At 66.3% G+C, this 21,661-nt stretch carries 20 protein-coding genes, 1 tRNA gene and 1 pseudogene; 7 read left to right on the top strand and 15 right to left on the bottom strand.

What is annotated here, in order from left to right; translation table 11 throughout:
- The first annotated feature begins 31 nt into the window (after positions 1 to 31).
- Complete coding sequence (locus tag N0B71_RS09840) at positions 32 to 496, top strand: TIGR02444 family protein (protein WP_259758627.1); 465 nt, start codon at positions 32 to 34, stop codon at positions 494 to 496.
- A 180-nt stretch (positions 497 to 676) separates the two neighbouring features.
- Here the strand turns inward: N0B71_RS09840 and N0B71_RS09835 are convergent.
- From N0B71_RS09835 to N0B71_RS09825, 3 genes and pseudogenes are all read right to left on the bottom strand, one after another.
- Positions 677 to 1,702: pseudogene (locus N0B71_RS09835) on the bottom strand (AlgP family protein); the annotation flags it as partial.
- Positions 1,703 to 2,369: 667 nt separating this feature from the next.
- Positions 2,370 to 2,837: a sigma D regulator gene (gene rsd / locus N0B71_RS09830; protein WP_259758624.1), complete on the bottom strand. Its 468-nt coding sequence runs from the start codon at positions 2,835 to 2,837 to the stop codon at positions 2,370 to 2,372.
- Positions 2,838 to 3,092: 255 nt separating this feature from the next.
- Complete coding sequence (locus N0B71_RS09825; protein ID WP_169935081.1) at positions 3,093 to 3,578, bottom strand: disulfide bond formation protein B; 486 nt, start codon at positions 3,576 to 3,578, stop codon at positions 3,093 to 3,095.
- 116 nt (positions 3,579 to 3,694) lie between these two features.
- Here N0B71_RS09825 and N0B71_RS09820 point away from each other — a divergent pair, with 116 nt between their 5' ends.
- Positions 3,695 to 4,780: a PQQ-dependent sugar dehydrogenase gene (locus N0B71_RS09820; protein ID WP_259758623.1), complete on the top strand. Its 1,086-nt coding sequence runs from the start codon at positions 3,695 to 3,697 to the stop codon at positions 4,778 to 4,780.
- Positions 4,781 to 4,828: 48 nt separating this feature from the next.
- On the opposite strand, the gene N0B71_RS09815 is transcribed toward N0B71_RS09820, so the two are convergent.
- From N0B71_RS09815 to N0B71_RS09790, 6 genes are all read right to left on the bottom strand, one after another.
- The gene (locus tag N0B71_RS09815; RefSeq protein ID WP_259758622.1) at positions 4,829 to 6,061 is read right to left on the bottom strand and encodes a heme biosynthesis HemY N-terminal domain-containing protein; all 1,233 of its coding nucleotides are present in this window, start codon (positions 6,059 to 6,061) and stop codon (positions 4,829 to 4,831) included.
- Positions 6,058 to 7,170 (bottom strand): uroporphyrinogen-III C-methyltransferase, encoded by a 1,113-nt coding sequence (locus N0B71_RS09810; RefSeq protein WP_259758621.1) that lies wholly within the window; start codon positions 7,168 to 7,170, stop codon positions 6,058 to 6,060. The genes N0B71_RS09815 and N0B71_RS09810 overlap by 4 nt, the downstream gene beginning before the upstream one ends.
- Before the next feature lie 27 nt (positions 7,171 to 7,197).
- Positions 7,198 to 7,956 carry a uroporphyrinogen-III synthase gene (locus tag N0B71_RS09805; protein WP_259758620.1) on the bottom strand — a complete coding sequence of 253 codons (759 nt, stop codon included), beginning with the start codon at positions 7,954 to 7,956 and terminating at the stop codon, positions 7,198 to 7,200.
- Positions 7,953 to 8,891, bottom strand: coding sequence for a hydroxymethylbilane synthase (hemC, locus tag N0B71_RS09800; protein WP_259758618.1), 939 nt, complete (start codon positions 8,889 to 8,891; stop codon positions 7,953 to 7,955). Before hemC ends, N0B71_RS09805 begins: the two co-directional genes overlap by 4 nt.
- Positions 8,892 to 9,004: 113 nt before the next feature.
- Positions 9,005 to 9,751: an alginate biosynthesis regulator AlgR gene (algR, locus tag N0B71_RS09795; protein WP_259758616.1), complete on the bottom strand. Its 747-nt coding sequence runs from the start codon at positions 9,749 to 9,751 to the stop codon at positions 9,005 to 9,007.
- 4 nt (positions 9,752 to 9,755) lie between these two features.
- A complete protein-coding gene (locus tag N0B71_RS09790) occupies positions 9,756 to 10,826 on the bottom strand; it encodes a sensor histidine kinase (protein ID WP_259758615.1) in 1,071 nt (356 codons plus the stop codon).
- A 234-nt stretch (positions 10,827 to 11,060) separates the two neighbouring features.
- Between N0B71_RS09790 and argH the strand changes: the two genes are divergently transcribed.
- Together argH and N0B71_RS09780 are read left to right on the top strand one after the other, a co-directional pair.
- Entirely contained in the window at positions 11,061 to 12,455 is a 1,395-nt protein-coding gene (argH, locus tag N0B71_RS09785; RefSeq protein ID WP_259758613.1) for an argininosuccinate lyase, read from the top strand.
- 12 nt (positions 12,456 to 12,467) lie between these two features.
- On the top strand, positions 12,468 to 13,178 hold the full coding sequence (locus N0B71_RS09780; RefSeq protein ID WP_259758612.1) for a hypothetical protein: 711 nt from the start codon (positions 12,468 to 12,470) through the stop codon (positions 13,176 to 13,178).
- Positions 13,179 to 13,182: 4 nt separating this feature from the next.
- Here the strand turns inward: N0B71_RS09780 and N0B71_RS09775 are convergent, their stop codons facing one another.
- The 3 genes from N0B71_RS09775 to gabD all read right to left on the bottom strand — a co-directional run bounded on the left by N0B71_RS09775 (position 13,183) and on the right by gabD (position 17,557).
- A complete protein-coding gene (locus N0B71_RS09775; protein WP_259758610.1) occupies positions 13,183 to 14,379 on the bottom strand; it encodes a response regulator in 1,197 nt (398 codons plus the stop codon).
- 243 nt (positions 14,380 to 14,622) lie between these two features.
- Positions 14,623 to 15,903, bottom strand: coding sequence for a 4-aminobutyrate--2-oxoglutarate transaminase (gabT, locus tag N0B71_RS09770; protein WP_259758609.1), 1,281 nt, complete (start codon positions 15,901 to 15,903; stop codon positions 14,623 to 14,625).
- A gap of 202 nt (positions 15,904 to 16,105) precedes the next feature.
- Complete coding sequence (gene gabD / locus N0B71_RS09765) at positions 16,106 to 17,557, bottom strand: NADP-dependent succinate-semialdehyde dehydrogenase (protein WP_259758608.1); 1,452 nt, start codon at positions 17,555 to 17,557, stop codon at positions 16,106 to 16,108.
- A 658-nt stretch (positions 17,558 to 18,215) separates the two neighbouring features.
- On the opposite strand from gabD, the gene N0B71_RS09760 reads away from it, so the two are divergent.
- Together N0B71_RS09760 and N0B71_RS09755 are read left to right on the top strand one after the other, a co-directional pair.
- A tRNA-Arg gene (locus N0B71_RS09760) sits at positions 18,216 to 18,292 on the top strand.
- A gap of 204 nt (positions 18,293 to 18,496) precedes the next feature.
- Entirely contained in the window at positions 18,497 to 19,090 is a 594-nt protein-coding gene (locus N0B71_RS09755) for a transglycosylase SLT domain-containing protein (protein ID WP_259758607.1), read from the top strand.
- A 23-nt stretch (positions 19,091 to 19,113) separates the two neighbouring features.
- Here the strand turns inward: N0B71_RS09755 and N0B71_RS09750 are convergent, their stop codons facing one another.
- Positions 19,114 to 19,839 carry a hypothetical protein gene (locus tag N0B71_RS09750; protein ID WP_259758606.1) on the bottom strand — a complete coding sequence of 242 codons (726 nt, stop codon included), beginning with the start codon at positions 19,837 to 19,839 and terminating at the stop codon, positions 19,114 to 19,116.
- A 75-nt stretch (positions 19,840 to 19,914) separates the two neighbouring features.
- The gene (locus tag N0B71_RS09745) at positions 19,915 to 20,100 is read right to left on the bottom strand and encodes a hypothetical protein (protein ID WP_259758605.1); all 186 of its coding nucleotides are present in this window, start codon (positions 20,098 to 20,100) and stop codon (positions 19,915 to 19,917) included.
- A 175-nt stretch (positions 20,101 to 20,275) separates the two neighbouring features.
- Between N0B71_RS09745 and N0B71_RS09740 the strand changes: the two genes are divergently transcribed.
- Positions 20,276 to 20,710, top strand: a complete 435-nt coding sequence (locus tag N0B71_RS09740) for a CBS domain-containing protein (RefSeq protein WP_259758603.1) — start codon at positions 20,276 to 20,278, stop codon at positions 20,708 to 20,710.
- Positions 20,711 to 20,726: 16 nt separating this feature from the next.
- Here N0B71_RS09740 and N0B71_RS09735 read toward each other — a convergent pair whose 3' ends face one another.
- On the bottom strand, positions 20,727 to 21,464 hold the full coding sequence (locus N0B71_RS09735) for a metallophosphoesterase (RefSeq protein WP_259758602.1): 738 nt from the start codon (positions 21,462 to 21,464) through the stop codon (positions 20,727 to 20,729).
- Positions 21,465 to 21,661 lie beyond the last annotated feature (197 nt).

Genomic DNA, 21,661 nt, shown 5'->3' with positions numbered 1-21,661 from the left:
AGCTTCGCCTGGCAATCGCTGTGGGTGCTCTATGTCTGATGATGTCTGGTCGTATGCGCTGCAACTCTACGCCCGCCCTGGGGTTGAGGCGGCTTGCCTGTCGCTTCAGGAAGGCGGCGCGGATGTCTGCCTGCTGCTCGCTTCGGCGTGGCTGGGCAGCACCGGCGTGGCCTTTTCCCCACCGCGCATGGACGCGCTGGACAGCACGGCGCGGGTATGGCGGGAAACGGTGATCGTGCCACTGCGCTCGCTGCGTCAGCGCTGGCGCGAAGCGGCGAACGAGGAGGCTGAGCTGGGGCCGCTGCGCGAGCAGATCAAGCAGCTCGAGCTGGAGGCGGAGAAGGTGCTGCTGGGAAGACTGGAAGCAGTGGCGCGGGATTGGCCACGGGGTGAAGCAGAGGACCTGGCGCGCTGGCTGGACGCCGCGGCAGGTGAAGCGGGCGGCTTGCGCCGCGATGCGCGGGAAACCCTGCGCACCGCGGCGAGCCACTCCTGAGCCTTAGGAAGCGCTGGAGGAGGTGCTGCTGGCCGGAGCGACCGGTGCCGGAGTAGCGCTGGCCACCGGAGTAGCGGCCGGCGTGCTCGGCTGGGCAGCCGGTGCGCTGGGAGTCGCCGGAGCAGCGGGCTTGGCAGCAGTTGCAGGCTTGGCAGCAGCGGGCTTGGCAGCAGCCGGTTTGGCTGCAGGCTTGGCCGCCGGCTTCGCGGCAGGCTTGGCAGCTGCTTTCACTGCCGGTTTGGCAGCGGGTTTAGCAGCCGGTTTCGCTGCGGCAGCGGGCTTGGCGGCAGCCGGCTTGGCAGCAGCTTTCGCGGCAGGCTTGGCAGCCGGTTTGGCAGCGGGCTTGGCAGGCGCTTTGGCGGCGGCGGGCTTCGCAGCGGGTTTGGCTGCAGGCTTCGCGGCGGCTTTCGCGGCGGGCTTGGCTGCCGGTTTGGCGGCAGGTTTAGCGGCCGGCTTGGCTGCTGCGGGTTTGGCGGCAGCAGTCTTGGCCGCCGGCTTCGCCGCTGGCTTGGCAGCCGGTTTGGCAGCAGCAGGCTTGGCGGCAGCAGTGCGCGCGGCGGGTTTGGCGGCAGCCTTCGCGGCAGGCTTGGCAGCCGGTTTGGCAGCCGGTTTGGCAGCGGGTTTAGCGGCCGGCTTCGCAGCAGCTTTCGCGGCAACGGGTTTGGCCGCGGCCACTTTGGCAGCCGGCTTCGCAGCAGGCTTGGCGGCGGCTTTCACGGCAGGCTTGGCCGCCGGTTTGGCAGCGGGCTTCGCGGCCGGTTTGGCAGCAGCCTTGGCCACCGGCTTGGCAGCGGCAGCAGCCGGTTTGCGGGTAGCGAGGGATTTGCCAGCGGCTTCCTTCACCTTGGTCACGCCCTGGGCGAGCTTCAGGCTCTCCTGCACATCGCGCTTGAGGTTGGCGATGTAGGCACGGGTCTCGGTCTGACGGGCCTTCAGAACATCCAGCGCACCATCCAGATCAGCGATGCTGGATTTGGCCTTGGCCTGGGCCTTCGCCTTGCCGGCCTTGGTCGCGTCCTGCAGCTTGGTGCGAGCCTTGTGCAGCTTCTCCTGTGCCTTGCCGCGTTGTTTCTCGAGCTTGGCGAGCAGCTTTTCGGAATCGACGAGCGCCTGCTTGCAGGCACCTTCGAGGTGTTCGATCAGACTGTTGGACAACTGGTGCAGCAGATGCAGAGGGGTAGTGACAGGTTTCTTGTTGGCCGACATGACGTGCCTCCTGGCGGACGTGGTTGCGCCCATACTAGCCCCGCTGATGGCCTCTCGCCAATGTCCCGATTGTGCTGCAGGCCGCAGCAGGCATTGGCTTCAGGGGTTTTCAACAGTGCGCGACGGCGCGTTTTTTTACTCCCTCAGTGACGCTGCCGCACGCACTTGGTTCCCTCGACGCAATCGGCCCGAAAGCGCAAAGGCCCGTGGCGCGCGCGTTTGACGATGAAAAAAATATTTTCCCGACAGGCTGGAAAGCCCCGTCGCAGAGCCTTCCGCACAGATGGCGAGGCAACCGATGAAGGCAATGACGCGCCACTTCCCCACGCGCCAGCAGGATGCGAAAACCGCGATCACGACACAGTGGAAATGCTCGCGCCACTGCGCCTTCGCCCTCACCGGAACGGCCGGATTTCAGCGGCGATTCATCGCGCGAAAAAGACCGCGATAGCGTCAGTACAAGCTGCCGAACGGCGTGGGTTTTTCAACGTTCTGCGTTACGAGTACGAGGCTCGAAACATCGCGGCCGGAGTCCGCTTCGACGCGGAATTGAAGCTTAGGTAGGAGCGGACTCCGTTCGCGATAGGCATGAATGGCTCGGACTCCACACAAACGAAAACGGCGCGATCGCTCGAAGCGCTCGCGCCGTTAGCGGGCAACTCGACGCTCAGGCCGTCACGGCTTTCTGCTCGTGGGAGTTGTGCAGCACTTCGATCAGGCAATCTTCCAGCTCGAAGCGTTCGTGCAGTTGCTGACGCAGGCTCTTCAATTCGCTGGTCAGGCAGGTGCCTTCGCGGCAGTCGCCGTTGTCGCAGCGGTCGTTGAAGTTCAGCGCATTGGCGGTGATGGTTTCCAGCCGCGGGTAGATCTGCTTGGCCAGTTCCAGGCCGCGCGTATCGCCGAAGGCTTGCGCCTCGTTCATCAGCTGTTCGTAGACTTCGAAGTGTCCCGCCGACACGTAGTCGAGCAGGAGCTGGCAGAAGTTCTGCAGGTTTTCGGCGTTGGTCTTCGGCGCCTGGACACCGTCCAGGGAATCGAATGCCCGGACCAATTCATGTCGATCCCGCAACCAGCGGTCGATCAGCTGGTGTACGCCTCCCCAACGTTCCTGGGCATTACGGCAGCTCTCGAGCATGTTGTCCTCACTTCCCTTTTCGCCGTCCCGGCAAAGTCCGCCCCGGGACAATATTCTGTCGAACCTCGACATCCGCGATGTGTGAAGCTTGTTCGGCGGCGGCTTTCCGACGGAGTGGAAAACCAGAGTATGCCCGCCCGTTATCGCCTTCAAGACACCGGCAACGGAAAATTCATACGAGCGTTTAATCGACAGACCGCGACGCCTCTGGCCTGCGCCGCTGGGCGCAGGACATGGCGATTTGAGATGCGACGCTCAGCCGCGGCGGCGGAAGAACTGCACGATGGCGAACAGGGCAAAGCCGATGAAGGCCAGCAGGCTCCACTCCGGAATGCTCAGGCCGAGCAGGGTCCAGGAGACCTCTGCGCAGTCGGCGGAACCGTGGAACATGGTCCAGATGATGTCGGCATAGGGCATGCTTTCCATCATGTATTCCAGCGGCGGCAGGCAGGACGGCAGCTGGTCCGGCGGCAGGGTCTGCAGCCAGACCTGGCGGCCGGCGGTACCGGCGCCCCCCAGGGCGCAGAGCAGGATCAGCAGCGAGTACACGCGCGGCGCACGTCCGTGCAGCGCGGCAATCAGGGAGAACAGGCCGCAGCCGGCGAAGAAGATGCGCTGCAGGATGCACAGCGGGCAGGGCTCCAGTCCGACCATGTACTGCAGGTAGAAGCCAGTGCCGAGCATGGCGACGCAGGCGAGGAAGGCAAGGAAGAACAGGGAACGAGGGCTGGCCAGGTTCATGGCGGCTCCACTGAAAAGCGCTGTTGCACGAAAGGCCGCTACGGTAGAGGAAACACGGCGAACAGTTCAAGGCGAGTGTCTAGACTGGCCATGGCACTCATCCGGGAATTCCTGCCATGCGTCGTCATTTCCTACTTTGCTCGCTGCTTTCCCTGACGGCAGCGCCGGCAATGGCCGATACCGATCTCAGCCATATTCGCCTACCCGAAGGCTTCCACATCAGCCTTCTCACCGATCAGGTCCCCGGCGCCCGCGCCATGGCCTGGGGCGACAACGGCACGCTGTTCGTGGGCAGCCGCTCTTCCGACAAGGTCTACGCGGTAACGCCCGACGGCGCGGTCAGACCCGTCGCCAGCGGTTTGCAGATGCCGGTGGGCGTGACTTTCCACAAGGGCGATCTGTACGTTTCCTCGATCAGCCGCATCGTCGTGCTGCGCAACATCGAAGCGCACCTCGACGCGCCGCCCAAGGCCGAGGAACTGCCTGCAGCGTTTCCGAAGGAGACCGCCCACGGCTGGAAATTCATCGCCTTCGGCCCCGACGACAAGCTCTACGTGCCGGTGGGCGCGCCGTGCAACATCTGCCGACCCGACCGCGAGCACTACGCCAACCTGCAGCGCATGAATGCCGATGGCAGCGAGCGGGAAGTGGTCGCCTACGGCATCCGCAACACCGTCGGTTTCACCTGGCATCCGCAGACCGGACAGCTGTGGTTCACCGACAACGGCCGCGACATGCTGGGCGACGACAAGCCCAACGACGAGCTGAACAAGCTCAGCACGGTGGGCGAAGACTTCGGCTATCCCGATTGCCACCAGGGCGACATTGCCGACCCCGAGGAGGGCAAGACGCCCTGCTCCGCCTTCACCCCGCCGGTGGCCAAGCTCGGCCCGCACGTAGCTGCGCTGGGGCTGCGCTTCTACACCGGCGAGCAGTTCCCCGCCGTGTACCGCAACAACCTGTTCATCGCCGAGCACGGCTCGTGGAATCGCACGCAGAAGATCGGCTACCGGGTGAAGCGGGTCGAACTCAACGACGACGGCACGCTCAAGCGCCAGAGCGTCTTCGCCGAAGGCTGGCTGGACCAGGGCGGCGGCGTTAATGGGCGGCCAGCGGACGTGCTGGTGGCGCCCGATGGCTCGTTGCTGGTCAGCGATGACCAGAACGGCGCGATCTACCGCATTCGCTACGGCAAGCCCTGACAACGAAAACGGCGCCCGAAGGCGCCGTTTTCAGATCCCGCTACGCGATCAGGCGCGCACGGCCACCGGCAGCGATGCCGGCGGCGCCAGCAGGCCCAGGCCTTCCTGGAACAGCTGGTTGCTGCGCTCCACCTCCCCCAGCTGCGCCAGCAGGCGCGCCAGTTCGGCGCAGGTTTCCGCGCTGCGCTGACGGGCCAGGCTGGCTTCCAGGTACTCGCGCGCCTTGCCCCACAGCTTGTTCTGCAGGCACAGGCGACCGAGGGTCAGCAGCAGTTCGGGATCGTCGCCCTGCTGCTTCAGCCAGCCTTCGGCGGTCTTCAGCTGCTGAGCGGCGTCGCGGCCACGAGCGCGGCCATACAGGTGCACCAGGCGGCTGTCGTAGCCTTCCTTGAGGGCCTTGCGCAGCACCTCCTCCGCCTCTTCCGGCGCACCCAGGCGCAACAGCTGCTCGGCGTAGGCGGCCACCAGCGGCGGCTGAGCACGAAGGTTGGACGGCACGTTCTGCCAGCGCTGAGTCAGCGGCTGCAGGCTGCTTTCGCCCTGGCCGATGCCCTGCTCGCCGGCGTCACCGAGCGCCGCCATCCAGGTGCGGCGCTCCAGGTCCGCCAGCTCGGCGTTCTGCAGCACGCGCTCCTTGCGCAGCTCGGGCAGCAGCACGCACAGCGCCTGCCATTCGTGAAGGCTGACGTAGAGCTGCTGGAGCAGGCGCAGCACCGTCGGGTGACGCGGATGGTCCTGATGCAGCTTGTCCAGCACCACGCGGGCGCGGGTGAAGTCGCCACGGTTGATCAGCAACTGCGCGCGGGTCAGGCCCACGGCCAGTTCGGCGCCGGGTTCGCGTGCCTGTGCGCGGTCCAGCAGCTCATCGCACTCCTCGGTCTTGCCCAGCTCGTTGGCCGCGCGGGCGGCGCCCAGGTAATGCGGCAGCGGCTGATCGCTCAGCTCGGCAGCGCGACGCAGGTGACGCAATGCCTGCGCCCAGTGACCTTCGGCGAGGTCGCGCTGGCCATGTTCCTCGGCCAATTGCGAGCGGCGGCGACGGTTGAAGCGCGACCAGGGATTCACCACGCGCCCGGAAACGCCCAGCAGGCGCAGCACCAGGCGCACCACGAGGTAGATCACCCAGAGCAGCACCAACAGGGCGAGGAAGGTCCACAGGCTGGATTCGTAGCGGAAACTCTTGTAGGCGATCAGCACGTAGCCGGACTGTTCGGCGATGGCCAGCCCGACCAGGGTGGCCGCCAGGACCACGGCGAGGATCAGGACGTAGACACGGCTCATGGCTGGGTCCCCGCGTCCGGCGCCACCGCCTCCTGCTGCTGCACCGCGTTTTCGCGGCGCGACAGGTAGGCCTGCAGCGAACTCAGGGCCGGGCTGAGGTCCGGGGTCTGTACGTTGACGGGTTGCCCGCTGAGCTCATCCAGGCGCGCGACCAGTGCGCGGCTGTCGGCGAGGTCGGCATTGAAGAAGTCGGCGACGATCTGCTTGGCCTGCTTGAGCGCCTGCACGTAGACGTCCTGCTTGCCGTTGAGCGCCGCCCATTGCGCCTGCTCCAGGGCAAGGCTCAGGGCGAGGCGGACGCGGTCCAGCTGCTGGCCGGAGAGCAGCGGGCGGATGTCCTGCCCGGCATTGAAATCGATGCGCACGTACTGCGAGAGGCGATCCCACCATTCGCTCCAGCGGTCATTGCCGTCGCTCCAGGCGGTGTTCGGCCCGGTGCCGGTTTCGGAAGGCTTGAAGGCAGGGTTCAGCGGTTGCAGCTGCGCGGCCTGGTCGCGCAGCGCGCCCAGTTGCAGGAATAGCCCGGTGCGGTCCGGACGCGGCAGCGCGCGCAGCGCTTCGAGGCTCTTGGCCAACTGCGCGCGCGCGGCGAAGGCACCCGGGTCGTTGTTCACCCGCAGGATGTCGTCGGCGCCCTGCACCAGATCGGTGGCGCTGTCGATATCCTGTAGCGCGGAGAGCCGCAGCGCGGCCAGACGCAGCAGATGCTCGGACTCGGCAAGGCGCCACTGCTGGCGGCCCTGGCCCAGCACCTGCTTGAGCTGCTTGGCCAACTGCTGCTGGTCGCCCTGCAGCTCCACCACCAGACGGCGGCGGGCTTCGAGTTCCTCGGCGTTGGGCAGGGTGTCCAGTCGCTTGTTCAACTCCGCGTTGGCGCTCTGTACGCCTTGCGCCTGGGCGCGGGCGTCTTCGAGCTGTGCAGCGCGCTGCTGCTCGGCGCTCTTGAGCTGCTGGACCTGCCAGAGCCCCCAGCCACCGGCGGCGAGGCCGGCAGCGCTAACCAGCAGGGCCAGCAGGGCGATGCCCGTGCCGCCCTTGCGCGGGGCCGACGCGGCGGCCGGGCTGGACGATGTTGATGAAGTCTCTTGGGGAGTGACGGCTTCGCTCACAGATCCATCCTTCGCTCGAAAATTGTTCTAGTCGGCGCTTCTCAACGCTTCCATTAATGCCGCCGGGCTTGCGCCCCGGCAATCGATTACGTGCAGCGCTCCCATCTCCCGCGCCTGCTCAGCCACCCGCGGGCTGGGCACGAACAGCGGCATGGCGCTGACGTGCGGCCAATCCTCCGCCGCCAGTTGCCGCAGATGCTCGAGCCCCTGCCCACTACTGACCGCGATGGCGTTCAAACGCTCCCCCTGGATTCGCCGCAGCAGTTCCCCCGGGGGATAAGCCGGCATCTCGCGCCGGTAGAGTTCCAGATAGTCCACCGCCACGCCTTGGCCGCGCAGGCGCTCGGCGAGGAATTCTCGGCCACTCTCGCCGCGCATGATCAGTACCTTGGGATCATGCACCTGCAGGGCCTGTTCGAATGCCGGCAGGGCCAGCAGGGCTTCGCTGTCGTCGCCGTCCTGCGGGCACACCACATCCAGGCCGTAGCTGTCGAGGATAGCCGCCGTGGCGGCACCGACGGTGAACCAGCGCTGGGTCAGCGGCGGTTGCGGCCAGTAGCGGTCAAGCCGCTCCAGCCCCAGGCGCGCCGCGGGCTTGCTGACCACGATAACCGCGCAGTAGCGGTCCAGGTCAAGAATCAGGCTGCGTTCGGCCGGCGTCTCTTCGCAGGGCGTGATCGCCAGCAAGGGTAGGCAATCGCCATGGATGCCGTGCTCGGCGAGGGTGGCGGCGAGCGCCGCGCAGTCCTCTTCGGGCCGGGTCAGCAGCAGCCGCCAGCGGCTCACGGGTGGCCGGCCTCACCGTAGACCGCGGCGAGAATTTCCTGGGCGCCCTGCTCCAGCAGGTCTTCGGCGACCTTCACGCCCAGGCCTTCGGCGTCGGCGAAGGGCGCGCGGGCTTCGGCGCGCAGCAGCTGGGTGCCGTCGGGCTGGCCGACCAGGCCGCGCAGCCACAGCTGGTCGCCTTCGAGGAGGGCGTAGCAGGCGATGGGCACCTGGCAGCCACCATTGAGGCGCTTGTTCAGCGCGCGCTCGGCGGTGACGCGCAGGGCGGTCTCGCGGTGATGCAGAGGTTGCAACAGCGCGTGGATTTCCGTGTCGGCAGTACGGCACTCGATACCCACCGCGCCCTGGCCGCCAGCCGGCAAGCTGGCTTCGACGCTGATGGAGGAGCGGATGCGGTCTTCGAAGCCGAGGCGGATCAGCCCGGCGGCGGCAAGGATGATGGCGTCGTACTCGCCGGCATCGAGCTTGGCCAGGCGGGTATTGACGTTGCCGCGCAGGAAGCGGATCTGCAGGTCCGGGCGGCTGGCCAGCAACTGGGCCTGGCGGCGCAGGCTGGACGTGCCCACCACGCTGCCGGCGGGCAGGTCGTCGAGGCTCGCGTAGGCATTGGAGACGAAGGCGTCCCGCGGGTCCTCACGCTCGCAGATGCAGTACAGGCCCAGGCCTTCGGGGAAATCCATCGGCACGTCCTTCATGGAGTGCACGGCGATGTCCGCTTCGTTGTCCAGCAGGGCGGTTTCCAGTTCCTTGACGAACAGGCCCTTGCCGCCGATTTTCGCCAGCGGCGCGTCCAGCAGCTTGTCGCCGCGGCTGGTCATCGGCAGGAGGGTCACGACCAGGCCGGGATGGGCCTGCTCCAGGCGGGCCTTGACGTATTTGGCCTGCCAGAGTGCCAGGGCGCTCTGGCGCGTGGCGATACGGATTTCGCGAGACATGGGCATTTCCAGGCAAAGAAAGCGTGCAAGAAAGTGCCCGCATGATAACAGCTCACGCAAACGAAAAGCCCGGGGGCCGTCCCCCGGGCTTCAGCTGCTGCGGCACTGTGTCGCTACAGGTTATGCATGAGTCGCCGTACGCCGGCGACATGACGACGGCTGACGGTCAGCGCATCGCCGTTGAGTCCTTTCAGGTACAGCTGGAAGTGCCCCAGCGGCGTTCGCTGCAGGCGCTCGATGCGTTCGCGGGAGACCAGCGCGTTGCGGTGGATGCGCACGAAGCGCTCACCGAACTCGTCTTCCAGCGCCTTCAGCGGCTCGTCCAGCAGCACTTCGCCGCCGGCGTGGCGCAGCGTCACGTACTTGTGGTCGGCGATGAAGAAGATCACGTCTTCCAGCGGAATCAGCTCGATACCTTTGCGGGTCCGCGCGCTGATGTGGCTGCGCGGGCCGGGGCCGCCCGCGGCCGGGGGCTTGGTCAGCGCCGCCAGCTGCACGCGGTTGGGCCGCGAGGCTTTCTTCAGCGCATCGGCCAGGTCTTCGCTGCGCACCGGCTTGACCAGATAGCCGACCGCGCTGACCTGGAACGCCTCCAGGGCGAATTCGTCATGGGCGGTGCAGAAGATCACCGCCGGCGGGGCTTCGCGCTCGCACAGCTTGGCGGCCACCTGAAGCCCGTCCAGGCCGGGCATGCGGATATCCAGCAGGACGATATCCGGCTTCAGGCTGTCGATCAGCGTCAGCGCTTCTTCGCCGTTGCTGGCAGAAGGCTCGAGGACGCGATAGCCGTCCAGTTGCCCCACCAGCCGGGCCAGGCGCTCTCGCGCCAGGGGTTCGTCATCGACGATCAGGACATTCATAAGCTCAGGCTTCCTGCATGAGACGCGCACATGGATAGCGTAGACAGGTGAAGTGCCGTCCGTCACGGCGCTCGACGCTGAGACTAGCTTTTGGCCCGAAAAGTGCCGCAAGTCGCGCTGCAATATTTTGCAGGGCCTGCTTGGTCCCCTTCGTGGGCAGGGTCTCGGTCGATTCGTCGTACGGGTTGCTCACGCAGAGCTGGAACACACCGTCACGGTAGTCCGCCTCAACTTTCACCAGACCGCCTTCGATGCGCGGCTGGATGCCATAAATCAATGAGTTCTCCAGCAACGGCTGAAGGGTCAGCTGGGGAATCGGCACGCCATCGGGAACGCCGCTCACCTGCCAATCCATCTGCAAACGGTCGCCAAGACGGAACTGTTCAATGGAAAGATAGCGTCTGGCCAGCTCAAGTTCCTCTCCCCAGGAAATTAATGTTCCAGGTTTGGCCAGGCTGGCGCGAAAAAGATCCGAAAGATTCAGCACCGCCAGCTCGGCCTTGCCCGGATCGATCTCGATCAGGCTGGCGATGCTGTTGAGGCTGTTGAACAAAAAATGCGGGCGGATGCGCGCCTGCAGCGACTCGATCCGCGCCCGCAATTCAGCCTGTTGCTGCCGTCGCCATTGGCTCTGGAGATAAAAGTAGCGTAGCAACAGGGTGGACATGATGAGCGCAATCAACGCATGCCGCAGGTACAGGTTGACCTCGCCGGTGCGCGACATCGGCCCGCCGAGGGAGAAATAATCCGCCACCCAGGTGCAGGCCAGGGTCAGCAGGATGACCAGCGCGCAGCTGACCACCCCGGAAACCCAGGCGCGCCAGCGCGCCATGAACGGGCGCAACTGGCACAGCAGGCCGGCCGAGAGCAGCACGATCCACTGCACGAACAGCGAGGACAGCGCCAGGCGCACCCAGTTGAAGCTGGGCGTCATCGGCTCGGCGAGCACCAGCACGAGCACCAGCAGCTCGGCGAGCAGCACCAGGCTGAACAGCGCTTCGGGCTGGCAGAGTTCGGGGATGAAGAAGTCTTCGTTGGGCGCCGGCTGGTCGCCGGTCTTCGTCAGTCTGGGCATCGACGCAGTTTCCGCAAGCGCCTGCACGGCGGCAAGCGCCGCGTGATGGCAAAACGCTGGAATTGTCGGCCAGCGCAAGGATCGGCTCGGTCTGCCGCGGCAATCGCCCCGCCGCCCACCCGCCGCGACCCGCCAAAGCGCCGCCGGTTTTGTGCTTCAGCCTGCTATTATCGTCGCACTTTGCCCTTCATGCAGGCCGCGCGCCGCGCCTGCCCGTTTCCGGAAGAGAGATCCATGAGCGTAGAGAAGACCAACCAGTCCTGGGGCGGCCGTTTCAGCGAGCCCGTCGATGCCTTTGTCGCCCGCTTCACCGCCTCCGTCGACTTCGACAAGCGACTCTACCGCCACGACATCATGGGCTCCATCGCCCACGCCACCATGCTGGCCAAGGTCGGCGTGCTCAGCGACGCCGAGCGCGACACCATCATCGCCGGCCTTGCGCAGATCCAGAGCGAGATCGAGGCGGGTACCTTCGACTGGCGCGTCGACCTGGAAGACGTGCACATGAACATCGAGGCACGCCTGACCGACCGCATCGGCGTCACCGGCAAGAAACTGCACACCGGCCGTTCGCGCAACGACCAGGTGGCCACCGACATCCGCCTGTGGCTGCGCGACGAGATCGACCTGATCCTTGCCGAGATCACCCGCCTGCAGCAGGGCCTGCTGGGCCTGGCGGAAGCCGAAGCGGACACCATCATGCCCGGCTTCACCCACCTGCAGACCGCGCAGCCGGTGACCTTCGGCCACCACCTGCTGGCCTGGTTCGAAATGCTCAGCCGCGACTACGAGCGCCTGGTCGACTGCCGCAAGCGCGCCAACCGCATGCCCCTGGGCAGCGCCGCGCTGGCCGGCACCACCTACCCGATCGACCGGACCATCACCTGCGAACTGCTGGGATTCGAAGCGATCTCCGGCAACTCGCTGGACGGCGTCTCCGACCGTGACTTCGCCATCGAATTCTGCGCCGCCGCCTCCGTGGCGATGATGCACCTGTCGCGCTTCTCCGAAGAGCTGGTGCTGTGGACCAGCGCGCAGTTCCAGTTCATCGACCTGCCCGACCGCTTCTGCACCGGCTCCTCGATCATGCCGCAGAAGAAGAACCCGGACGTCCCCGAGCTGGTCCGTGGCAAGTCCGGCCGCGTGTTCGGCCACCTCGCCGGCCTGCTGACCCTGATGAAGGGCCAGCCCCTGGCGTACAACAAGGACAACCAGGAAGACAAGGAACCGCTGTTCGACGCCGCCGATACCCTGCGCGACAGCCTGCGCGCCTTCGCCGACATGGTGCCGGCGATCAAGCCCAAGCGCGAGATCATGCGCGAGGCGGCCCGCCGCGGCTTTTCCACCGCCACGGACTTGGCCGATTACCTGGTGCGCCGTGGCCTGCCGTTCCGCGATTGCCACGAAATCGTCGGCCACGCCGTGAAGTACGGCGTGGACAGCGGCAAGGATCTGGCCGAGATGAGCCTGGACGAGCTGCGCCAGTTCAGCGACCAGATCGACGACGACGTGTTCGCCGTGCTGACCCTGGAAGGCTCGGTGAACGCCCGCGACCACATCGGCGGCACCGCGCCGAACCAGGTCCGCGCCGCCGTGGTGCGCGGCAAGGAACTGCTGGCCGCGCGCTAAGCGCATCGCGCCATGCACTACTGGAACCAGGACAACTTCGAGGGACTGGAACGGCTCGCTGACGCATTGGCGAGCCAGCCCGGCCTGCAGGCGCTGGGGGAATACGCCCGCGCCCGCAGTCGAGGGCTGCGCCGGGAAGCCTTCACCGCCCTGGATCACTTCCTGCGCAACGCTCCGGCGCCCGACACCCTGTCGGCACGCGAACAGGCGCTGCAGATCGTCGAGCTGCACAGCCGGACCCGCGACGCCCACCAGTTCCTCGCCCAGCCGCTGCTGGCACGCTTCCTGTTCCCGACGCTGCAGGCCTGGATCGACGACGAACCGACAGCGCATGCCCCCTTGCGCTGGCTGGGCCTGTTGCAGAGCGATGGCGATCTCCTGCGACGGGCGCTGGCGGTCAGCCCGGGGGATGTCGCCGTTCGCCACCGACTGATCGATTTCGCCCTGGGCGCCGTGGAGTATGCGACGCACCATCTGGATGAAGGCTTCTTCATCGGCGAGCCGGCCGAGGCGCGCGACGCGCTGGAACGGGTGGCGACACTGATCGCCGAAGCGCCGGACGCCCGTCCGTTCGAGCGCCCGACCGACGAAGCTGCGCAACTCCAAGCCCTGATGGATGACTGGCAGGCCTACTCGGCGCGTCCCGAAGGCAGCTTCGCGGACTGGTGCGCCGACAGGCAGCGCCCCTACGCCTGGGCGAAGAAGTACTACTACACCCCCTGAAGACTCAACTGCGCCCGAGGTAGCCCAACTGCGCCGGCGTCAGCTGCAGCATGCGCGCCGCCTTGTGATCCTTGAGCCCGGGCAGCTCCTCTTCCGGCAGCCGCGCCGCGCTGGCGGCCAGGTTGACGATCAGCGCCTCGCGGCTGAACACGCCACGGTCGATGGCGTAGGCGGCGGCGATCAGGTTGCGCAGTTCCAGCGGCAGGCGCCAGCGGGTGCGCAGGGCGGAACCGAAGCTCGCGCCGTGCTCTATCAGGGCTTTTTCCGCCTCGGCTTCGCTCAGCTCGCCGCCCGCGCTGTGCCAGTCCTGCAGGCTGCGCAGCAGCGCGAGGTCACCCAGGCAATGCAGCAGGCCGGCGGTGAAGCAGCGGTCGGCATCGGCGCCCAGCGACTCGGCCAGGGCAAAGGCTGCATCGGCGGTATGCCGGGACAGCTCCCAGAAGCGCTCGGCACGCGCCGTGAGCAGCGGATCGTCGAGGGTCGCGGCGCGCTGCAGCGCCACCGCCAGCATCAGGTTCAGCGCCTGCGCCACGCCCAGGCGCGACAAGGCCTGCATCAGCGTCTGGCAGGGCATGCCGACGTGCCGCGCGGCGCTGTTGGCGGCGGAGATCAGGCACGCGGTGATCTGCGGATCGTGGCCGAACTGCTGCTCGAGCATTTCCAGGTTGATATCACAGGCTTCCATGCAGCGGTTCACCGCCGCGCCCACCTCGCCCATCAGCGGCGCGCCCTCGGTGGCGTCGCGCTCGGTCTGCAGGAAGCGCTGCAGCGACAGGCTGTCCTCCAGGGGCGGCAGCTCGCAGACGACGCTTTCCCCCGGCGCCAGCAGCAGCGCGCGCAGGCGTTCGCGCAGGCTTTCCGCGTTGAAGGGTTTGACCAGGTAAGCCGTGGGCGCCAGCGGCAAGGCGGCGCGCACGCTGGCGGTGTCGGCCTTGGCGCTGATCAGGATGAAGGGCTGGGCGAGCGGCCCGCGACGGCCCAGACGCACCTGGCGCAGCAGCTCCAGGCCATCGCTGCCCGGCAGTTCGCGTTCGGCCAGGATCAGGGCGAAGGGGCGTCGGCGGCAGGCGTCGATGGCGGCGTCGCCGTCTTCGCAGAATTCGACGGTGGCGTCGCAACGTACGCTCAGCACCAACTGGCCAAGCAGCTCGCGACTCCAGGGGTCGCCGGCAGCCACCAGCACGCCAGGAGATTCGCTCATGGCTCACACCTCGCTCGGGACAACTGCCGTCGCGGGCGGAAACAGCCGATCCAGAGCCTTCCCTGCCGAGTGCCCGGTCCTTCGGATGCCTCCGGCCAACGGCCTTCGGATACAGCGCAGCGTAGTCCAAAGCCTGCAGGCTTTCCCTAGGCGCCATCAAATCCTTCGGGCATTGCTCACAAAAACCATAAAAAAAGGCCCGCTTGCGCGGACCTTTCTCTTGAACCGTTAGAGCGGTGAGGCTCAGGCCAGTTCGTCGAAGCACTCGGCCAGGATGGCCAGGCCTTTTTCCAGCTGTGCGTCCGGAATGGTGACCGGCATCAGGAAGCGGATCACGTTGTAGTAGGTACCACAGGAGAGCAGGATCAGACCTTTCTCACGGGCACGAACCACGATCTTGCTGACCAGTTCAGCGGCCGGCTTGTGGTGATCGCCGCCTTCGAACAGCTCGATGGCGATCATCGAACCCAGGCCACGAACGTCACCGATCACCTTGTGCTTGGCCTGGATGTCGCGCAGGCCAGCCTTCAGGCGCTCGCCAACGGCTTGCGAACGCTCCAGCAGCTTCTCTTCGTCGAACACCTTCAGCACGGCCAGGGCCGCGGCGCAGGCGATCGGGCTACCGGCGTAGGTGCCGCCCAGGCCGCCCGGAGCGATGGCGTCCATGATCTCGGCCTTGCCAGCCACGCCGGAGATCGGGAAGCCGCCGCCAACGGACTTGGCGAAGGTGGTCAGGTCCGGAACGATGCCCAGTTGCTCGGTAGCGAAGAAGGTGCCGGTACGGCCAGCGCCGGTCTGCACTTCGTCGGCGATCAGCAGGATGCCGTGCTCGTCGCACAGGGCGCGCAGGCGCTGCATGAAGGACTTGGAGTTGACGTAGAAGCCACCCTCGCCCTGCACCGGCTCGATGATGATCGCGGCGATGTCGCGCGGCTGAGCGTCGTTCTTGAAGATGCGCTCGATGCTGGCGATGGAATCGTCTTCGCTCACGCCGTGCAGCTCGCACGGAGCCAGGGCGCGGAAGATGCCGCCCGGCATCAGGCCCATGCCGGCGGAGTACGGAACGACCTTGCCGGTCAGGCCCAGGGTCATCATGGTACGGCCGTGGTAGGCGCCGGTGAAGGCGATCACGCCAGCGCGGCCAGTGGCGGCACGGGCGATCTTGACGGCGTTTTCAACTGCTTCGGAGCCGGAGGTGACCAGCAGGGTCTTCTTCGGGAAGTTGCCCGGAACGCGCTTGGCGATCTCTTCGGCCAGCTCGATGTAGGGCTCGTACGCCAGGACCTGGAAGCAGGTGTGGGACAGCTTGGTCAGTTGCTCCTGAACGGCGGCGATCACCTTCGGGTGCAGGTGGCCGGTGTTCAGTACGGCAATGCCGCCGGCGAAGTCGATGTACTCACGACCTTCGACGTCCCACACGGTGGAGTTCTCGGCGCGCTCGGCGACCACCGGGTGGATCTGGCCTACACCGCGCGGTACGGCGGCCTGACGACGTTGCAGCAGGGATTCGTTGGTTTTGCTCATAGCTTCCTCAGTGGCCGCTCATCGGGCGACCGGATCAAAGGATGAAAGCGGGGAGAAGCCACACACGACAGCATACGATGATCGACTGTCGCGGCACTTGCGGCCCGCCGGACGGGTTGTCCGGTGCTACCACCGGAAAACGCCGGCGCGAAGGTGGCTGTCAGCTCTTGCCTGCCACCTTGGCGCCCACGGAAAAAACGGATCAGATACCGCCGAGGCAGAGGTATTTGACTTCGAGGTAGTCCTCGATGCCGTACTTCGAACCTTCACGGCCCAGGCCCGAGGCCTTGATGCCGCCGAACGGCGCGACTTCGTTGGAGATCAGGCCGGTGTTGATGCCCACCATGCCGTATTCCAGCTGCTCGGCGACGCGGAATACGCGTGCCAGGTCGCGGGCGTAGAAGTAGGAGGCCAGGCCGAACTCGGTGTCGTTGGACATGGCGATGACTTCGGCCTCGTCCTTGAAGCGGAACACCGGCGCCAGCGGGCCGAAGGTCTCGTCCTTGGACACCAGGGCGGACTTCGGCACGTCGACCAGAATGGTCGGCTCGAAGAAGGTGCCACCCAGGGCGTGCGGCTTGCCGCCGGTGAGGACCTTGGCGCCCTTGGAAACGGCGTCGGCGATGTGCTCTTCGACCTTGGCCACAGCCTTGGAATCGATCAGCGGGCCGGTGGTGACGCCCTGCTCCAGGCCGTTGCCGATGTTCAGCTTGGCCACGGCGGCCTTGAGCTTCTCGACGAAGGCGTCGTACACGCCGTCCTGCACGTACAGGCGGTTGGCGCAGACGCAGGTCTGGCCGTTGTTGCGGTACTTGGAAATCAGCGCGCCTTCGACGGCGGCGTCCAGGTCGGCATCGTCGAACACGATGAACGGAGCGTTGCCGCCCAGTTCCAGGGACACTTTCTTGATGTCCTTGGCGCATTCGGCCATCAGCTGGCGACCGATCTCGGTGGAGCCGGTGAAGGTCAGCTTGCGCACGATCGGGTTGCTGGTCAGCTCACCGCCGACTTCGCCGGCGCTGCCGGTGACGACGCTGAACACGCCCTTGGGAATGCCGGCGCGCTCGGCCAGCTCGGCCAGGGCCAGTGCGGAGTACGGGGTCTGCGAAGCGGGCTTGAGCACCATGGTGCAGCCAGCGGCCAGGGCCGGGCCGGCTTTACGGGTGATCATCGCGGACGGGAAGTTCCACGGGGTGATGGCCGCGGTGACGCCGATCGGCTGCTTGATCACGATGATGCGCTTGTCGGGCTGGTGGCCCGGAATGGTGTCGCCGTAGATGCGCTTGGCTTCTTCGCCGAACCACTCGAGGAAGGACGCGGCGTAGGCGATCTCGCCCTTGGCTTCGGCCAGCGGCTTGCCCTGCTCGATGGTCATCAGGCGCGCCAGGTCGTCCTGGTTGGCGATCATCAGGTCGAACCACTTGCGCAGCTTGTTGGCGCGCTCCTTGGCGGTCAGCGCACGCCAGGCCGGCAGGGCCTTGTCGGCAGCTTCGATGGCGCGACGGGTCTCGTCGGCACCCATCTTCGGCACGGTGCCGATGATCTCGTTGGTAGCCGGGTTGTTCACGTTGATGGTCTTGCCGCTGTCGGCATCGACCCAGGAACCGTCAATGTAAGCCTGTTGGCGGAACAGCTTGGCATCATTGAGTTGCATGACCTGTCTCCTTTCGAGGAAAGCCTGTGGACGGCGGGTCTACCTCGAGTCCCCGCCTGCCTTGTTGTCTGGATGGGAGAGACCGCGGTCTCTGCCGTTCATTCGGCCCGGCCGGTCAGTATCGGCGTGCGGGACGAATGGCGCCTCGGCTGGGAGGCGACGCCAGGCGAACGGCTCTTAGTTCGCTCGGCATGCGGACACGAAAAAACGCAGACCGGGGTCATTGCCCGGTCTGGTTGAACTCGCTCACGCACAGGTTCCCGGGCTCGGCCCAGGAGTACGACTGCCCTACAACCTTCCGGTACGCTGATCGACGGAAGCCGCACGGAGACCTGTCACAAGGGACATGCGGTGGGTGCAACGGAAGACTGTCATCCCGCAGGCTGATGGCCGGCTGGTGTGATGCCAATTCTCCGGTCTCCTGTTGTTGTGATGGGGAGGCGTTTGAAATCTCAAACGAATCCTAGGGCCCTCGACTGCAAAGGGCAATAGCTCGTTCGACAAAACCAACGAAGGTATCAGGTTGCAGCGGGTTTTCGGAGGACTTCTACCGACGGGCGGCTGTTTTCGTTCGATATCATGAACGAACGTACCTGCATTGGACGCCCGCGCGCGAGATGCGTATGATTGCCGCCTGCCGCGCCAGCCGCGGCATTACGCACCAGTAGCTCAGCTGGATAGAGTACTGCCCTCCGAAGGCAGGGGTCGTGGGTTCGAATCCCGCCTGGTGCGCCATCTGCTGCGTTTCGAGCTGCCGTGCGGCAGTCTGCGAAACCGCCTGAAAAGCCCGCCTTGAGCGGGCTTTTGCATTTCTGCGAGCAGCCGCTACCGCCTGCAGACCGCAGGATGAGGCGCGCCCTCGACAGCCGACGATTTCGCTTCGCCATCAGAGCCTGTATAAGCCTCTCGCCCATCGCGCGAGAAAAGGACCACCCGCCCATGCTTCGGCTCCTGCTGCCAGCCCTGCTCCTGGCCCTTGCCGGGTGCGCTACCAAACCGCCGGCGAACCCCGAGAACCTCTGCGAGATCTTTCGCGAGAAGCCGAAATGGCACGAGGCGGCGTTGAAGATGCAGAAGCGCTGGGGCGGGACCATCCAGGTGCCGATGGCGATGATGTACCAGGAATCCTCGTTCAAGCACGACGCGCTACCGCCGCGTTACTACTTCCTCGGCTTCATCCCCTGGGGCCGGGTCAGCTCCGCCTACGGCTATGCCCAGGCCAAGGACGAGACCTGGGCGGACTACAAGAAGGAGGCCGGAGGCTGGGGCGCCGACCGCGACGACTTCGCCGACGCGCTGGACTTCATGGGCTGGTACATGAACAAGACCTACAACCTCAACCGCGTGTCCAAGTGGGACGCCTACGGCCAGTACCTGAACTACCACGAGGGCTGGGGCGGCTACCGCCAGCGCAGCTACGAGGCCAAGCCGTGGCTGAAGACGGTGTCGCAGAAGGTCCAGGCCCGCGCCTCGCTGTATGGCGCGCAGTACAAGAGCTGCCAGCAGGAGCTGTCGGGCGGCGGCTGGTTCTAGCCGTTGCCGGCGGGACGGCGCGCTCAGCGCCCCATGATCCGCCGGTACTCGTCGCGGTACTCCTCGTACGGCAGGTTACGCCGCTGCAGCTCCATGAGCTGCTGCTCCTGGGTCAGCGGGCGGGAGACGCGGGCGACGGTTTCCGCTGCCGTCGGCGACACGGGCTGCGGAACGGCTTCGGGCGGCTGCACCGGGGTGCCGGTGGGCCTGGGCGCCGGCAGGCTGCGGGACGGGCGGGCCACCAGCAGGGCACCGGTGATTTCCTCGACGATCTGCTCCGAGACGGCACTGACCTCGGACGAGCCCATGGAGGTGAACAGGTCGCCGTCGGCCTCGCTTTCATAGCGACGCGAGGCGAGCAGCTGGCCGGTCAGGCCGTCGTGGTAGCGCACGGTGGAGCTGATCCACTGGTCGCCGTCGTTGCCGGAGCGGTTGTTGGCGCTGTGGCCGGCGCCGACCTCGATCACCACGAGGGTGGACAGGGTATCGGTGGCACGCGGCTCGCCGTCCTGTTCGCTGAGCTGGTAGTCCGCCGACCCTGCCTCGCTGCGCAGCGCCTCGCGCCAGCTGGCCTTCAGTGCGCCCCAGCGCGGGTTGGCCGCCACCGTGGGATCGGGCTGGAAGTTCACCACCAGCACATGGCGGGTGTCGCGGTACAGGGAGATGGGCGCGGTGCGGTCATCCCGGCGGACGTCCGAGGAACATCCACAGAGCAGGGAAACCGCCAGGGCGAGCGTGACGTTGCGCATGGTGCTTTCTCTTTATTGTCTGGCCGGCATTCTGCCAGCCCATCATGACACGCGGATATCGTTCGAAGCTCAGCCCTACCAATCCTCGTCGTCGTCGAGGCCGGGCTGGTACTCCTCCGCGTCCCCGTCCTCTTCGTCATGATCGCCCGGCGCGTCCTCGAAGAACGCCGCGTCCTCCTCCAGCAGGCCGTCGAGGTCGTCGTCGAGGTCCAGCAGGTGGTCGTGTTCGGGCTCGTGGAGGTCGAGGTCTTCGTCAGTCATGGCCGGTCTTTCGTGGGGGGATTCGGGGATGGGATTCACAGTATAAGTCGCGCCACAAGAAGATGACGCTGGCGTGACGGCGGACGCCGCTTTGCGGCCTTGCCGGATCGCGATTCGTCCACGATTCTCTATGGACCACGGACATCGGGCCGTGAACGACGAACAGGGGGTAGCAATGAAGACTGTGGCTCAGCTGTTGAACGCCAAGGCGGACCAGCAGGTTTACACCATCGCCCCGGATGCGCTGGTGATCGATGCGTTGCGCCTGATGGCCGAGAAGAACCTCGGCGGCCTGCCGGTGGTGGAAGCCAACCGTCTGGTCGGCTTCTTCAGTGAGCGCGATTACGCCCGGCGCCTGGCGCTCAAGGGGCGCAACTCGGAGAGCACGCCGATCAGCTCGGTGATGACCGCCCCGGTGATCACCGTGGACACCCACCTGAGCGTCGACAAGTGCATGGGCATCATGACCGAGCGCCACCTGCGTCACCTGCCGGTGGTGGAGAACGGCGAGCTGCTCGGCCTGCTGTCCATCGGCGACCTGGTGAAGGCGGCCATCGCCGAGCAGGCCGAACTGATCCAGCAACTGGAACAGTACATCCGCGGCGAGTGATCGCCCCGGCGGCCGATCAGCGTACGGCCGCCGTTTCCACCGCGCCGCTGTGCATGTCGACGAGGCTCAGGCAACCATCGGCGTAGCCGCTGCCGGTGTCGACGTAGTGGGTATTGCCCAGCGGGCGCACGGCGCTCTGGGCGGTATGGCCGACGTACAGGCGCTCCAGTCCGGCAATGAGCGTGGCGTCTTCCTTCTCGATCCGCGTGCGCGCCCACATGGCCAGGCCAACGGCAGTGCGCCGGGCGGTTTCGCCCAGTTCGCCGGCCAGCGCGGCGACACCGCTGTCCCAATCGGGGAACGCCGGCGAGACCGGCGCCTCGGCGTGCACGATGCCGACGCGACGGCCCTCGCCCAGCTCGACCTCGATCACCAGCGGCAGCTGCTGAAGGCGCCGGGCGATGCGCTCGCGGGTGACCGGGGTGAGCTTGTACAGCCAGGTGCCGCCATTGCGGAAGTGCAGGTCGCGGTCATCGCCGGCCAGCACCACGTCGATCACCAGTTGCTCGTGATTGCCGCGCACCGAGGCGAACCAGGGCTTGGCCAGCCAGTCCAGCACCTGCGGTGAAAAGGGGCCGCGATCCACCAGGTCGCCGGCGGCGAACAGGCGGTCGGCGCCGGCGTCGAACCCGACCCGATCGAGCAGGCGCTGCAGCAGTTCGAAATGGCCGTGCACATCCCCCACCACGAAATCGCGGCCGCGCCGATTGCGCGGGAAGCGTTGCAGGGGTTGCTCCGGCAGAAGCGTGTTCATTGCCAACTCCGAGTCGTTCGAGGACACAGCTTAACAGCTGCCTGTTTAACAGCAGCACATTGCGTTCCAGCGGCATGGCGAGGAAAGCACCAAGGCCTGCTGACTCGCTGCTGCCCAGGCAGCGACGGGCCAGCATGGACTGCTTCCCCAGCAGCACAGCGCCCGCAGCCGCTCATAAAAATCCTTTTATATCAGCC

Origin of the sequence: Pseudomonas sp. GCEP-101 (genome assembly GCF_025133575.1) — a bacterium.
GTDB lineage: Bacteria > Pseudomonadota > Gammaproteobacteria > Pseudomonadales > Pseudomonadaceae > Pseudomonas > Pseudomonas nitroreducens_B.
This window is presented reverse-complemented; position numbering and strand designations above follow the sequence as displayed.